13 protein-coding genes are annotated in these 15,112 nt (G+C 43.1%); 7 read left to right on the forward strand and 6 right to left on the reverse strand.

All coding sequences use genetic code 11. The features are described from left to right. Window positions 1–7: 7 nt before the first annotated feature. Genes G5S32_RS12465 through G5S32_RS12485 form a run of 5 tightly spaced genes read left to right on the forward strand, consistent with a single transcriptional unit; the run spans window position 8 to window position 3,903 of the window. Window positions 8–691 (forward strand): MotA/TolQ/ExbB proton channel family protein, encoded by a 684-nt coding sequence (locus G5S32_RS12465; RefSeq protein WP_207621584.1) that lies wholly within the window; start codon window positions 8–10, stop codon window positions 689–691. After that, window positions 691–1,110, forward strand: a complete 420-nt coding sequence (locus G5S32_RS12470) for an ExbD/TolR family protein (RefSeq protein WP_165312301.1) — start codon at window positions 691–693, stop codon at window positions 1,108–1,110. The genes G5S32_RS12465 and G5S32_RS12470 overlap by 1 nt, the downstream gene beginning before the upstream one ends. Further along, window positions 1,110–1,979, forward strand: coding sequence for a heme/hemin ABC transporter substrate-binding protein (locus G5S32_RS12475; RefSeq protein WP_165312302.1), 870 nt, complete (start codon window positions 1,110–1,112; stop codon window positions 1,977–1,979). Before G5S32_RS12470 ends, G5S32_RS12475 begins: the two co-directional genes overlap by 1 nt. A 44-nt stretch (window positions 1,980–2,023) precedes the next feature. Beyond that, complete coding sequence (locus G5S32_RS12480; protein WP_165312303.1) at window positions 2,024–3,064, forward strand: FecCD family ABC transporter permease; 1,041 nt, start codon at window positions 2,024–2,026, stop codon at window positions 3,062–3,064. After that, entirely contained in the window at window positions 3,064–3,903 is an 840-nt protein-coding gene (locus G5S32_RS12485; protein WP_165312304.1) for a heme ABC transporter ATP-binding protein, read from the forward strand. Before G5S32_RS12480 ends, G5S32_RS12485 begins: the two co-directional genes overlap by 1 nt. A 54-nt stretch (window positions 3,904–3,957) precedes the next feature. Here the strand turns inward: G5S32_RS12485 and G5S32_RS12490 are convergent, their stop codons facing one another. The 6 genes from G5S32_RS12490 to fepB form a co-directional block, all read right to left on the reverse strand. After that, the gene (locus tag G5S32_RS12490; RefSeq protein WP_165312305.1) at window positions 3,958–4,776 is read right to left on the reverse strand and encodes a siderophore-interacting protein; all 819 of its coding nucleotides are present in this window, start codon (window positions 4,774–4,776) and stop codon (window positions 3,958–3,960) included. An 88-nt stretch (window positions 4,777–4,864) separates the two neighbouring features. Beyond that, on the reverse strand, window positions 4,865–6,931 hold the full coding sequence (locus G5S32_RS12495; RefSeq protein ID WP_165312306.1) for a TonB-dependent receptor: 2,067 nt from the start codon (window positions 6,929–6,931) through the stop codon (window positions 4,865–4,867). Window positions 6,932–7,081: 150 nt separating this feature from the next. Then, window positions 7,082–7,912 (reverse strand): ABC transporter ATP-binding protein, encoded by an 831-nt coding sequence (locus G5S32_RS12500; RefSeq protein ID WP_165312307.1) that lies wholly within the window; start codon window positions 7,910–7,912, stop codon window positions 7,082–7,084. 12 nt (window positions 7,913–7,924) lie between these two features. Next, the gene (locus G5S32_RS12505; RefSeq protein WP_165312308.1) at window positions 7,925–8,980 is read right to left on the reverse strand and encodes a FecCD family ABC transporter permease; all 1,056 of its coding nucleotides are present in this window, start codon (window positions 8,978–8,980) and stop codon (window positions 7,925–7,927) included. After that, on the reverse strand, window positions 8,977–9,996 hold the full coding sequence (locus G5S32_RS12510; RefSeq protein ID WP_165312309.1) for a FecCD family ABC transporter permease: 1,020 nt from the start codon (window positions 9,994–9,996) through the stop codon (window positions 8,977–8,979). Before G5S32_RS12510 ends, G5S32_RS12505 begins: the two co-directional genes overlap by 4 nt. 5 nt (window positions 9,997–10,001) lie before the next feature. Next, entirely contained in the window at window positions 10,002–10,937 is a 936-nt protein-coding gene (gene fepB, locus G5S32_RS12515; protein WP_165312310.1) for a Fe2+-enterobactin ABC transporter substrate-binding protein, read from the reverse strand. A gap of 98 nt (window positions 10,938–11,035) precedes the next feature. Here fepB and fes point away from each other — a divergent pair, with 98 nt between their 5' ends. Together fes and G5S32_RS12525 are read left to right on the forward strand one after the other, a co-directional pair. Next, on the forward strand, window positions 11,036–12,319 hold the full coding sequence (fes, locus tag G5S32_RS12520) for an enterochelin esterase (RefSeq protein ID WP_165312311.1): 1,284 nt from the start codon (window positions 11,036–11,038) through the stop codon (window positions 12,317–12,319). 166 nt (window positions 12,320–12,485) lie between these two features. Then, window positions 12,486–15,077 (forward strand): pectinesterase family protein, encoded by a 2,592-nt coding sequence (locus G5S32_RS12525; RefSeq protein ID WP_165312312.1) that lies wholly within the window; start codon window positions 12,486–12,488, stop codon window positions 15,075–15,077. Window positions 15,078–15,112 lie beyond the last annotated feature (35 nt).

Consider the following 15,112-nt stretch of genomic DNA (forward strand, 5'->3'; position numbering starts at 1 on the left):
CGCTATCATGCAAACACTAACCAATATTCATAGCCAGCTCGGCATCATGACATGGCCACTCATCATCATGTCATTTCTCACCGTCGCAATCTTGATAGAACGGACTATCTACATGCTGCTTAATAGCCGAACGCATACTACGGCAATACTAAGAAGCATCCATAAACTGGATTTTTCTCGCCCGCAAGAAGTGGATGCTTTTATCCAAAACGAACTGAAAGGTCGACAACTAATTTTCCAATCGATGCGTATGCTGCTGGGGCATCGCCATTTTACCAAACCACTTCGAGAAGAAGCTGTGGGTATTTGGTTGTTTAAAAAACGTCAGCAGTTTCGTTCAGGAATCCGACTACTATCGATGATAGGAGTGATCAGCCCACTGATTGGATTGCTCGGTACTGTACTGGGATTAATGGAAATGTTTAGTAGCATGACAGACGCCACAGCCGTTATTTCACCAGCAACTTTAGCTGATGGCTTAGGGCTCGCTATGACAACCACCGCTGCAGGTTTAATCATCGCTTTGCCTGCAATAACGGGGGCACAGTTACTAGGAATGTGGGTTGAAAAGACTCTTGCCAAGATTGAATACACCTTGAACCACAGTAATCTCCATATCGAAGGCATTGTGGTTGATCCCTTCTCGGGAACGCAAAGTTCATACATGGTTACTAGCGATGAGGTGCTTTAATGATCCAGTCACACTCTCGTTTTATTGAGGATGAATTTAAACCCGATCTTACGCCGATGATCGACATCATATTTATTGTGATGGTGTTTCTTCTTCTGACTGCGAATGTCAGTGTACAAACTCTAAATGTCGACATACCTAAAACAGAAGAAACCAGTCAGCTGACTTCACCAGATAAACCGGTTATATCGATCGGTATCTTACGTAGTGAAGAACAGAAATGGGCATTAGATGGTGAGAAATATAACGATTGGGAAGCTTTTACTTCTGCGCTGCTTAAAGCCCGCAGCAGTTTTCCCGACAAACCTTTTGTGATTGCCGCAGATAAGAAAGCCGATGTGGAATCCATGCTCAACCTCTTTGTATTCATGCAAAAACACCAAATTTCCGCCACTAATATCGTTATGGAAGAACAGTAATGAAAAAACTCGCTTTGGCACTCAGTTTATTTTTATGCATTCCTTTTTTATCAATGGAATCCGCTCACGCTCAACAAGAAACACCATCAAGTAATCGCATTATCAGTGCTGGCTCTAGCATTACAGAGTTACTTATCGCGTTAGGCGCTAAAGATCAGCTTATCGCTGTGGATGTGACGAGCCGAAAATACAACAGTGACGAAGCTCTGCCACAAGTGGGTTACCATCGTCAACTTTCGGCTGAAGGCTTGATGGCTCTATCACCTACACATTTAATTGGTTCCCATGAGATGGGTCCTGAAAACACCTTAACACTGCTAAAAAGTGGTGGCATCAAAGTGGAGACAGTTCCTTCAGGCGATACCGAAGAAGACTTATTTGGTCGTATTGACAAAATCGCTCAAATCACTGGGACACAAGAAAAAGCACAAGAACTCAAAGCATCAATAGATGCACAACTGAATGCGATGAAAGCTCGTAAGCTAGCACATCCGCCAAAAGTGCTGTTTGCCATGCTCACCAAAGGCAGACCAGCAACTATCGCCGGGGATAAAACAACTATCGATGTGATCATCAATTTGGCTGGAGGTCAAAACCCTGCGAAATCAGAAATGAGCTCATACAAACCACTATCTCCAGAAGCCATCGTACAAATGCAACCCGATTTCTTATTAGTCAGTGCTCGAGCTTGGGAAGCGTTAGGTGGACATGACGGCATTCTAAAAGAGTTCCCTCTTCTGGCAGCTACGCCTGTAGCTGGAAAAGACCACATAATTCCCGTTAGCAGCAGTGCCATCATCGGTGGCTTTGGTCTTGAGAGCTTAGAGCTAACCGACGAGCTGTATAAGACATTCCAGAAGTTCGATTAAGTTTTCCTACCTAAAACGAAGAGAAATGATTAAGAAAAATAGCCATGACAGATTCTAGAATGGTTTCAGCCAAAACCCTGTGCATTGTGGCAGCGCTCGCGCTCTATTGCGTAACCGTTGCCTCCATCAGCATGGGCGCGATGAACATCAGTTTATCTGACAGTTTGAAATCCTTGCTGCCACTCGGAAGCCATGATCTTCCAGCACATGTAACGATGATCGTTCAGCAAGTACGATTGCCTCGGACTTTGTTGGCCATTGCTGTCGGTGGAATTCTTGCGATTAGCGGCTCTGTGATGCAGGGACTATTTCGTAACCCACTTGCCGATCCTGGCATTATAGGTGTCTCTTCTGGCGCCGCATTGGGAGCCGCTTTGGCTATCGTAGTTTTTGGCGATCTAGCTAACCATTATCCAAACTTACTACTATTTGGCACAGTGCCTATGTTTGCCTGTATAGGCGGAGCCTTAACGACGTTCGCCGTCTATCGCCTTGGCACCAGCAGTAATGGAACCTCGGTCACTATGATGCTGCTTTCAGGTGTTGCGATTTCAGCGCTGGCAGGTGCTGCATTAGGCTTACTCAACTATTATGCCGATGACCAATCCCTACGAGATCTATCTCTGTGGACAATGGGCTCATTAGCAGGTGCAAATCAAAAAGGCTTGTGGCTGGCTTTTGCAACGCTCATCATTCTGTTTATTGCTTACTATCGTGACGCAGACAAACTCAATGCCATGCTATTAGGGGAAGCGGAAGCCCGTCATATGGGAATTAACGTCCAAGCGTTAAAACGCCGACTTATTGTTTTAGCGGCGTTTGGTGTCGGAGTCACTGTCGCCTTGAGCGGTATGATCGGCTTTATCGGACTTATCGTCCCTCATTTGGCACGCATGATTATCGGACCCAACTATCGTTCACTATTGCCGGTAACGCTCTTTCTTGGCGCTTTGTTACTACTCATTTCCGATATGCTTGCTCGCACGGTTGTCGCGCCTTTAGATATGCCTGTAGGGATTGTCACGGCTTTGCTTGGTGCACCTTTCTTTGTCTGGCTTCTGATTAAGCAAAAGGGGAGAATCTAATGCTGTCTCTCTTATCTTCTAAATTATCATTATCCAACACAGCACAAGAATCGATTGAATACTCCGGTATTAAAACGGTCGAAATACGTCATTTGTCCGTCATTCTTGGTGATAAAAAAATACTGGATGATATTGACCTTACATTAAATCGCGGCGAGTTTACCGTTCTACTTGGCCCTAACGGCACAGGTAAAAGTACCTTGTTGAAAGCGTTGACAGGAGAGCTCAACGCCAAAGGCGAATTCTCACTCTTTGGTCAAAACAGGGATTCATGGCCTGCGTCATTGCTTGCAAAGCATGTAGGCGTACTGCCGCAAAGTAGCTCTCTGTCATTTAACTTTATGGCAAAAGAGGTGATTGAGTTGGGCGGAATAGGACTGACCATGTCTAATCATCAACTAAACGGTGTAGTGACAAAAAACATGCGAGCAACAGATGTTGAACACCTCGGCTTTCGCTCATACCCTACTCTCTCGGGTGGCGAAAAACAGCGAGTACATTTAGCTCGGGTACTCACTCAGCTTGAGCAAAGTGGAAAAAATAAAATTTTGTTACTGGATGAGCCAACCTCTGCGCTGGATATTCACCACCAGCACACCACTCTAGCCTTAGCTCGTATACTTGCAAATCAAGGAGCAACCGTCGTTGCCGTGCTGCACGACCTTAATTTGGCTTCGCAATACGCAGATAGAATCGTGATGTTGAACCAAGGCAAAATCGAGGCAGACGATATTCCGGCTAAAGTACTTAAGCCTGAGATTATAGAAGCAGTTTATCACCATAAAGTGGATATCATTGCGCACCCAACCTACGGCCATCCTGTCGTAATTGCCTGTTAATTCCAACTGATGGGTTCTAAAGCAAAAAAACCTCCTTTCGGGAGGTTTTGTTTATCAATTTTGCTCATCCATAATGCGATGTCGCTCTTCATGATAAGCCTCTTCCGTGTTTCCTCGTTTCCAATACGGAATCGCGTAGAGATCTTTTTTCGCCAGCTTATACGTTTCTGCAAGATATTTACGGCAGTTAATCACACTGCGGTTTTCTCCTGCAATAAATGCCGAGACTGAACAGTCAATTTCAGGTTGCCCCGTCGTTTTTATCGCGTCAACCAAGACTAACGAGCCTTGTTCATCATCGATTTTCAACCACGTTAAAGAGACACCTGCAGGACGCTTAATCTCATGTACATCATCGAATGATTCCACTTCGATAAACACTGCACCTTTAGCGTCTTCATGCATATCTTCCAGTATGGCACTAATCGCAGGAACAGCCGTCAAGTCACCAGCCAAAATATGCCAATCAGAGGTTTGAAGCAAAGGATCGGGACCCGCAGGGCCAATCAATCCCAGTTCATCCCCTTCTTTTGCCGCAATAGCCCAACCAGAGCCAATGCTATCTTCACCATGAGCAACAAAATCGATGTCGAGTTCATTCGTTTCTGGATGATATTTTCTAACGCTATAAGCACGCGGAACGGGCTTGTGCTCTGGGAATTCAACACGGTCTTCATAGCGAACTGGAAGTTGTAAAATGCCCGATTCCTGATTTGGGAAAAACACTTTAATGTGCGCACCATTACGAGTTTCAGGAAAACCGACAAGTTCATCACCAGAAAAAGTAACTCGGATGAGATGCGGTGTAATGTATTGTTTGCGCTTGCAAACAATTAACTTAGCTTTGATCGGATAGATTACTTGTTCACTCATACGACTGACTCATTATTGTTTTAAAGGTAGAAAAGCTCGACTCTTCAGAGAAAGAAGCCGAGCTCAGTGGAATTAACTCAGATGACCATTACATGCGGTAAGTTGCATTTAGACCAAAGGTTCTTGTTTGACCAACAGACGCTTTAGTTGCTGTGCCACTACTTACTTGGTACTGATAAATCACATCTTCATCCGTCAGGTTGGTTACGTAACCATCCAATGTGAAGTCACCAATCGTATATTGAAGACGAGCATCCGCCGTAAAGTAATCACCGGCAGTATAGTCTTCCGTATTATCTAAGTCAGAGTAGTATTTACCCACATATGTCACATCAGCACCAAATGAGAAGTTTTGTCCTAGATATTGAGTAAAACCTGCTGAAAGGTTAGTTTTTGGTGCATTTGGTAACTCAAGACCACTTTCGGCGACACTATCTTTAACAATTTCGGTCTCTAAATAGCCAGCACTCGCACGAAGCTCTGTACTGGTTGTAGCCCAGATAGAACCAGCAAGTTCAATACCGTAGGTACGTGACTCATCGATATTTTCGAAACGATTGCTAACCATCGCCTGATAACCAGAATAATCGTTATAGAACACATTTGTACTAAATTGACCACCTTTAAACTCTTTTAAGAATCCAGCTTCATAAGCAATCACTGTTTCTTCATCATACTCATAGTACTCCCACGGAGTATTGTAGAAATCTAAAGCATGTCCGCCAGCGTTATAGCCTTTACGTACCGTAGTGTTAACGGTTGTTGTGTCGTCAAAGTAGTAAATCGCACCAACTTTCGGTAAGAAAACGTTATTACTCTGTTTATCTTGATCGTCAACACGCGAACCAACGGTTGTATGTTCTAGTTTTTCATTCTCAAAACGAGCACCTCCGACTAGCTTAAATGCAGGGTTGAGTGTGTAAGTCGTTTCTCCATAAACTGCCGACGTGGTTGTTTTACCTTTAACGTCTGTGGCTCCAGTAATAAGCGTTGATGTGTCAGCATCTGAATAGTAAAGACCGATAAGAGTAGAAAAATCTGAGCCAGGAGTTTGTATAAAGAGGCGGTTCTCAGCGGTAATGTTCTTAATGTCTGAATCAACATAAGTTGTCGTTTCTGGGTACTGCTCAAATGACACATCGGTAGTTAGGTAAGCAATATGTAAGCTGTTGGAAATACCATTATCAAAGTCGTAATCAATATCTGCAGCAACAGATTGAGCGACTGAGTCTTGTAAACGAGTATTTACGCCATCTCTACCACCATTAGAGTTATACAGAAGCAAAGTTGGATCATTGACATAGTCAGCAGAAGCCCAAGCAAGGTACTCTCCATCATAAGTATGACGATTGTATGTAAGCTTAGCTTTTAAACCTGGGATAGCTGCGGGTTCCCACAATAGTTTGAAACGAGCGTTAAGGTTTTCAGATTCGGACACACCTGGATCTGCATCAAGTTCATCCGCTGTAGCTGAATAATTCATCCAGCCATCACCTTTAGTTCCATCAAGTGCCAAACGAAAAGCCAGTTCATCTTTAATTATTGGGCCTGACGTCATTAGTGCAAGATGATTTTTCACATTACCGTTTTCGTAGGTTTCAAAACCTGCACGCAACTTAGTTTCCCAGTAATAAGTTGGGTCATTAGTTTGAATAACGAGTGCGCCACCAATCGAGTTTGTACCCTGACTGGTTGATTGAGGACCTCTAAGTACTTCTACTTGCTTTACATCCCATGATTTGCTTGGGGTATATCCTTGACCAAACCAAGCTTGGGAGACTCCGTCTACTATAGTGGAAACTCTAGCTTTACCACCGCTGTAAAATGCGTGTGCGCCAGTGGCAACCCCCGCGCCCTCAATACCACGAATGCTTATTGATTCGAAACCTGCGGCAACCACGTTTGGCGCTGACGTTGCGATGTCGTTGATTGATGTTTTCTCGCCATTAGCTAGCTGATCTTCACCAATGACAGTGACTGCCGTTGTGGTATCTTTCAGGCTTTTATCCATTCTTTCGCCAGTCACCACGATAGTTTCTGTTTGAGACGTTTTTGATGTTTCTGCGCTTAATGCTGGTAAAGATACTGACATACCAATAGCCACTGCGATGCTATAGCTTAAGTAATTCATCCTTTTTGCTTGTACCGTTTTCATTCTGTTCCCTAATTTTATAATGAACTCCAATTAAAAGATAATCGCAATGATATTAATTATCATTTGTAATTTCAAATTAATTTTTAGCACACTATGAATTAAATAAAAGGCAACAAAATGAAAGGGCCCATTAATGATGGTTAGAAAAAGCTACTTACCGTAAGGAATAACCATTGGAGTATGCGAAATCGGATCGTCCATAATCAAACAATCCAAATTAAAGACTTGCTTGATGATCTCACTAGAAACAATATCTTTCGGACCACCTTGTGCCGCTATCTCACCTTCGCTCATCAAGATAATATGATCAGCATAGCGAAACGCTTGGTTCAACTCATGCAGCACCGCCACGATAGTGAAATTTTTGCGTCGGTTAAGGTCGCGACATAGCTCCAGAAGATCAATTTGATGTGCTATATCGAGATAAGTCGTCGGTTCATCAAGAAAAAGAATCGGCGTTTGCTGAGCCAGAACCATAGCAATCCATACCCGCTGACGCTGCCCGCCAGACAACTCTTCAATCAACCTTTCAGACAAATGCTCGGTGTCTGTCAATTGCATCGCCTCACAGACAGCTTGCTCGTCTTCAGGACTCCATTGTTGAAATAACTTTTGATATGGGTAACGACCACGAGATATCAAATCCTTCACACGTATTCCGTCAGGAGCATGTACCCGTTGTGGAAGAAGACCAATTTGCTTTGCTAACGTTTTAGGATGCAATAAATAAATATCTTCTCCATCCAACGTAATACCTCCGGTGTTAGGCTTAAGTAGACGACACAACATCCTCAGCAAGGTCGACTTACCACAACCATTGGGCCCAATAATCACGGTGAACTTATTATCTGGAATACTCACATCCAAAGAAGAAAATATCTTTGTTGATTCATAACTTAAGCTCAAATTTGAACCAGACAAACGACTACCATCTTCTTGAAGATTAGGAGCAGCTAAATCAAATTTCTGTTTATTATTCATAATCATGACAACTTAAAAACTTTTACTTCGAGTGAGTAACCAAAGTAAATATGCACCACCAACGAGGCTCGTTAACTGCCCTATCGGCAAGTTGAAACCAAAGGGTTTGGTTTGAGAAACCATGTCAGCAACAAGAAGTAGCCCTGCCCCCATTACGGCTGAAGCAGCAACAGGAATATGACCAACGCGCAGAATACGAATCACAAGCTGAGGGGCAGACAAAGCAATAAACCCGATAGGACCAGCCGCCGCAACGGCTAACGCCGCTAATGCAACTGAGAGAAAGGTCATAACCAATCTCTCTCTTTCTACGGAGACGCCAATCTGCGCTGCCATATCATCGCCCATTTCCAGTAAATGAAGGGTTCTGGCTTTATAAATCACAATAGGAACGATGATAAACACCCCTATCATTACAGGTATCGCATGGTTCCAGTTTCTTGCATTAAGAGACCCCGCTAACCACAAGTTGGCAATGACGGCTTGGTCCAAATTACCTTTCACCAGCATCAATCCATTGAGTGCATTTAAAATTGAGCCAATCCCTATACCAATCAAGATGAGTCGATAACCGCCCACAACACCGTGTTTTCTAGATAGCAAGTACACCACAACCGCAGTGACCATTCCCCCTAGCACAGCCGATAACATGACAGCTTGAGCTGAGTTTTGAAAAACGATGATTTGAATCAGCGCACCACTTGCGGCTCCAGTAGTGAAACCAATAATATCCGGCGACCCTAATGCATTTTTTGATACAGATTGAAAGACAGCACCTGATACCCCCAAAGCAATACCAACAAATAACGCTGTTACCACCTTTGGCAGTCGAATGTTCCACACAATTCGTTCAGCTATAGGCTCATTCGTTTGACCCAAAAGAACAGCAAACAGTTTTTCAAAAGTCAGTGGAAATGAGCCAACTGTGAGCAAATATAGGCTCATCAATACCAGAGCAATGATAGCTCCGCCAACAAACAACCATTCCCGACGCGAATAGCGAACTGTGACGCCTTTGAATTGAATCAGTTGATCACTTAACACTGCAGAATTAAGAACTTTGCTCATAGTTCAGTCATCCTCCATTTTCGAACCAACAGTACAAATATTGGACCACCAAGCAGAGCGGTCATAATACCCACACTGATTTCATCTGGAGAAACAAGGACCTTACCTACAGTATCAGCAATAGAGATAAGCAAGGCTGATATCACCATTGAATATGGCAACAACCACTTATGTTCCGAACCAACGAAAAATCGAGCAATATGCGGAGCAGTCAATCCTATGAAATTTAATGGCCCTACAGCAGCGGTGGCAGAGCCTGCTAGAACAGTAATTGCAATTGATGCCCTAAGCCAAACACTGGTTTGGTTAACTCCGAGTGATTGGCTGACGTCACGACCAAGAGAGACAGTATTCAACTCTTTAGCTAGACACAGGGTGTAAGTTAACCCAATGAATACCACTATAGAAATAGGATAAAGCACATCGAAACCACGACCTTGCAAGGAGCCAACGGCCCAATGGCGAAATTGGTTAAAAGCTTCTTCTTGGCTGTTAACTGTAATGATTTGCGTCAGCGAAAGCAGTATCACAGACATCGCAATCCCCGATAACACCACTTTAACAGGGTTAACTCCACGGCTTAGGCCAGCGAGTAAATAGATAATAGCCCCAGCGAAAGCGGCGCCAATAATGCTAAACCACATGTAGTGATGAATGTCTGTCAGTCCAAATACGGCAATTGCTAATACCACCGCGAATGTTGCTCCAGAATTCACCCCTAGTAACCCGGGCTCAGCTAAAGGATTACGAGTAAGAGTTTGCATCAGCACACCAGCAGCACCAATTGCCAATCCAACAACTAAGGCTAACATTGCTCTTGGCAAACGCAGGTGATGAACAATTAAATGTTCACTATTGGTTGCAGAATAATGAGTTAATGCTTGCCAAGTAACCTCAGGAGCAATGTGTCTTGAGCCGAAGAACAGCCCAACAAACGCACAAAGAATGGCGGCTGCGAGTAGTAGCACTAATCCTAAATAATAGGTCGATGATTTATGACCACTTAACACTGACATTTGAATTACTTAACCACACCAAATTGCTGTTTCAATAACTCAACAATCTCCATACTGCTGTAATAATCAATACGGAAAGAATTCAACCCCAATGGGTAAACTTGGTGTTTTTGCACCGAAGGTAAATTGACTAAAACCGGATCGTCCATCACTTTCTGAGCCTTGCTCTCATCAGCAACAATGACAAACGTGACAGGTGATTTAAGCATTGTTAGAGTTTCAAAATGAACTCGAACGAAGTCACTACGCTTGTCACTGAAAGTCTCCCAGTCATCTTTCGCACCTTCAATATCAAAGCCAAGCGCATGCAGTAGTTCACTATGAGGACCGGTTACTTTCGCTATCACATTGGCAATACCAGGACCATTGTAAGCAATGATATTAGCTTTTGTGTCTGGCAAATTGAGCTGAACGCTTTTTAAATAATCGTTAAATTCAGAGATTTTTTGCTTAACAAACGCTTCTCGGCCCGTTGCAAAGCCGAGTTTTTCAGCTAGCTCCTGCCAAGTTTGAGCGCCGTAATCAACAATAATAACCGGCGCAATTAGCTGAAGTTCCGATACAAGATCATAAACAGAGTCACCGCCTGTTGCCGCGACCACTATCAAATCAGGCATCACTGCATAAGCCATTTCAGTATCAACGCTGCCAACAGCCCAAAGCGGCTGAATATTTCTTTGCTTAGCTATCTTCTCCCACTGAGCAAAAAAGCGACCATCACCCGCAACGGAGCTAGCAGCAACCGGCGCATCAATAGCAATCAAGGTTCCAGTGACCGTGGTCGTGGTAGAAAGAATTTTCTGTGGTTTATGTGGAATGACTGTGGTCGTTCCATCGGAATTGACAAATGTTCTTGGCCACTGCTCATTACTCGCTTGAGCCGCGATTGAATTCGTCACACTGAGCACTGCCGTTAACAAGCAAATGATAATGCGTATCATAGGGATTACCATTAATATTAATTTTCGGTATCCTAACACATATTTTGTTCAGATAAACACTCAGTATTATCTGAAAGTGCTAACTCCTGGAGATAAGAGTGGATCTACAAGCTTTAACTCAACAAACCGAGCTTAATCAATTTGATATAGGTAGTAGTCAGTGGTGGGACAAGGTTTCTCAAGTTGGGACACCAATACAAATATCCCGTAATGACGGCACGGCTGATCTACTATTTTTATGGCAAGAGCAAACCATAGAACCAAAGCACAAGGCGATTTACATCGAAATTAATGGCGTAATAAACCACCATGATTTCAATGCCGCAGAGCTTACTCACTATAAAAATACCGATGTTTATTACTATGTTTGCAACATTGAAGACACTTGGAATGGTACTTACGCGCTAATACCTGTAACTGAGGAATCGGTACAACCTGCTTATCTGGGGAATGAACAGCAACAAATCACGCAACATCGCAACTGGATAATGGAACGTAGAAAGCACCATATCGCAGATCCCTTTAATAAAATGAATCTCCACTATGGTCCATGGGCAGCAGCACATTCACGCGCCTATCTCGATCCCAACGTAATCCATCCATCCTGGACAGATTTCGATAACAGCACAACCAAAGTAGATTGGTCAGAGCTTTGTCGAACACATATTTACCAAAGTAAATTACTGCAACAAAATCGCCGGTTCTGGACCTATTCCACAGCAGAGCAAACAGACAGTGATCTACCTTTAGTGATCCTGCTCGATGGTGAGTTTTGGGTTGAATCAATGCCAGTTATGAGTCCACTTAGCTCTTGTACTCAAAAAGAACTTCTTCCACCAGCAGTCTATTTGATGATCGATGCTATTTCAGTTCAACAAAGAGGCGAGGATCTCACCTGCAATCCCGTGTTCTGGCATGCCGTTATAGAAGAGATGATCCCTATGGTTGCCCAACACCATTCTATCTCACTGGATAAGGATAAAACGATCGTTACAGGACAAAGCTATGGAGGACTATCTGCTTTATATGCAGTACTTAATTGGCCTGAAAGATTCGGTAAAGCACTCTCTCAGTCAGGATCATTCTGGTGGCCACATATGTCTTTAATACACAACTCACATCAAGAAGACATTGTTATGTCACTTCCAGAATCGCTTTATCTTGATAAATACATCTCATCACTGGATAGCCAATATAAACTGGATGTTTATCTAGAGGTGGGACTGCGTGAACAAATGATGATACCACTAGCTGAACACATGCACCGAAAACTTAGTACAGAAAACCATAATTCCACTCTCAGCTTTTACGATGGCGGCCACGACAGACTGATATGGCGTGAAGGGTTAATTAAAGGGCTAACTTGGCTATTTAAACAATGAAATCAAGGTTAAATATAACGATCAAATGTGAGAAATATAAACCAGTAAAAATCTGAATAATGACGTGAACTCTTTTCTAAGCAGATCACTGTTTCTCCCAGCTCAATGCATATAATGAAACCATGTTTCTATTTAAAAGACCCTTCATTTCATAAAGGAAAATACCATGAATAAGTCTTTAGCAAACGGGCTAGGGATTGCGGCTATACTCTACCTTTCTTCAGCTTCTGCCACTGCACTCTATGATGTCACCGTATCTCAGGATGGATCGGCTAGTTACACATCAATACAACAAGCTATCGACAGTGCTCCAGATGGAGAACAACCATTTGTCATTTACATAAAAAATGGTGTGTACCAAGAAAAACTTCATATTACTCGTCCTAATATCTACTTGATTGGCGAAGATCGAGACAAAACGATCATTACAGCCACAACAGCAAACAGCATGAAGGATGAGAATGGGAAAAACTTTGGTACATTCGGTAGCCGCACCGTAAGTATTGATGCTCTAGACTTTAAAGCACGATCGTTAACGATCGAAAATGGTTTTGATTACCCTGCAAACCAAGCTAAAGCGAAAGACGATCCAACACGTCAAAAGGGGACTCAAGCTGTTGCTCTCCTCGTCTCACATAATGGTGATAGAGCCCAGTTTAAAGATGTGAACCTTGTCAGCTACCAAGACACACTTTATCTACGTGCTGGTCGCTCTTATTTCGATGACTCACAAATTAGTGGCACAGTAGATTTCATCTTTGGTCACGGAACAGCACTAATTGAAAACAGCGATATTGTTGCTCGTTACCGCGATGATGTAAAAGAAGGTGAACCACTAGGCTATATAACAGCCCCAGCAACAGATATTGCATCACCATTTGGTTTGGTCTTCAAAAATTGTAACTTAACCAAGGAAACAAATGTCCCAGCAGGAAGCTATGGTCTAGGTCGCCCTTGGCATCCAACAACACAATTTTCTGATGGTCGCTATGCAGATCCGAATGCGATCGGTCACACAGCCTTTATCAATTGCCAAATGGATGATCATATCTATGGCTGGGATAAAATGAGTGGCAAAGATATTAATGGCGAGAAAATCTGGTTCCAACCACAAGATTCAAGATTCTGGGAACATGCCAACCAAGGCAAAGGTGCAACACAAAGTGCCGAACGTCCACAACTCAACGGCAGTGACATAGCCAAATACACAACTCAAAGTATTCTGTCTAATTGGCAGCCTGATATTTCACTTGGTGAACAGAGCCAACTTACTGGCCAAGTGACTCATAGAAGCATGGTCTTCCCTGCTGCTGTTAGCATTAAAGATAGCTTAGGTAAGGTAGCCACTACTGAGACGGATGCAAACGGTCACTACCAATTATCAATTGCAACAATGACTCCGCCTCTTTTGGTAACCGTTGATGACCGCAGCGGCAATACCTGTATCAACAGTGATACTAAACGATCTATTTGTGCGACCGCGATAGTTCCAGAGGCTAACAATAACCAGATCACCATTGCGAACGTAAACCCCTTCAGTGACTTGGTAGTATCAAGCCTTGCCGATGCAGAAAATATTGACGGTCCTCAGGTTCTTGCAGCTAAAACACGAGTTCCTGCGCTTTCTCATCAAGCATGGCTAAAGGCTAACAGTAATTTTAACAACGCATTCAAAAATGTAGTTAAAGCCCACGGACTGAATCCTAATCAGCTTTGGGATCCAGTAAGCTACCAAGAAAAATATCAACCAGTAATGAATGAGTTGGCTTCTCAGGTTATTCATAACTTGGGACACAACACCAAGACTGGCCAGCTATCAAAGACTTTCTTGGCTGACCTAGCGTTTAGACCCATCATCAACCTAGATACTATTCCTAATTACGTTTTAAGCGATAATCAGTTAGCAACTGCAGCTAATACCGTCCTCAATGCTAAAACTCGTTTGTTTATTGTCAGTGATTCTACAGCGTCTAATTATCCTTTAGACGTCTATCCTCGCATGGGTTGGGGGCAAGCCTTTGCAAGTAAATTCAACAATAACGATCTGACTATCGTTAACGCAGCACAATCAGGTCGCAGTTCTCGTGACTTTATTAATGGTCGTTGGCTGAGCTTTGTTGAGCCACTAGTAAAACCAGGTGATTACCTTTTCATTCAATTTAGCCACAATGATGAAAAATGTGATGGTGCAGCTAAAGGACGCGGACCGCTTGATGTTGGTACTTTGTGTACTTATCCAAATAGTGCTGACGGTAATCCTCAGTTTCCTCAAGGGCAACCTGAATACTCTCTTCAACACTCATTAGAGCGTTACTTAAGCTTTGCTAAACAACATCAACTCAATCCGGTTATGCTGACCTCACTTCCTCGTGCTCGTACCGCAAATAACAAAGCAGGTACACCAGTAACGTCTAAACAACATGTTACGGCTCAAAATAGTAATAACGGTTTCCGTTTCTTTGGTGACTACACAGCAACCGTACGCCAAACAGCAGAAGCTAATAACGTACCTCTGTTAGATATGCAAACACGCGTAATTGACATGGCTAACGAAAGCTCAAGAGGTGAATGGCAAAACATATGGTTAGCGGTAGATCCTAAGCAATATCCTTATTATCAAGGAAAAACAGGATCAATCGATAAGCCCGATGTTACACACTTCCAAAAACAAGGTGCTGAAGCTATCGCTGACTTAGTGTTAAAAGAGATAAAAGCCCAGAAATCACTGTCTAAATTGAGTCAAGTGATTGCTCAATAAAATAACCATCTGAAACAAAACAGCCACTTTATAGT

The sequence above is a fragment of the Vibrio ziniensis genome (assembly GCF_011064285.1).
In the GTDB taxonomy this organism is placed as follows: Bacteria; Pseudomonadota; Gammaproteobacteria; order Enterobacterales; family Vibrionaceae; genus Vibrio; species Vibrio ziniensis.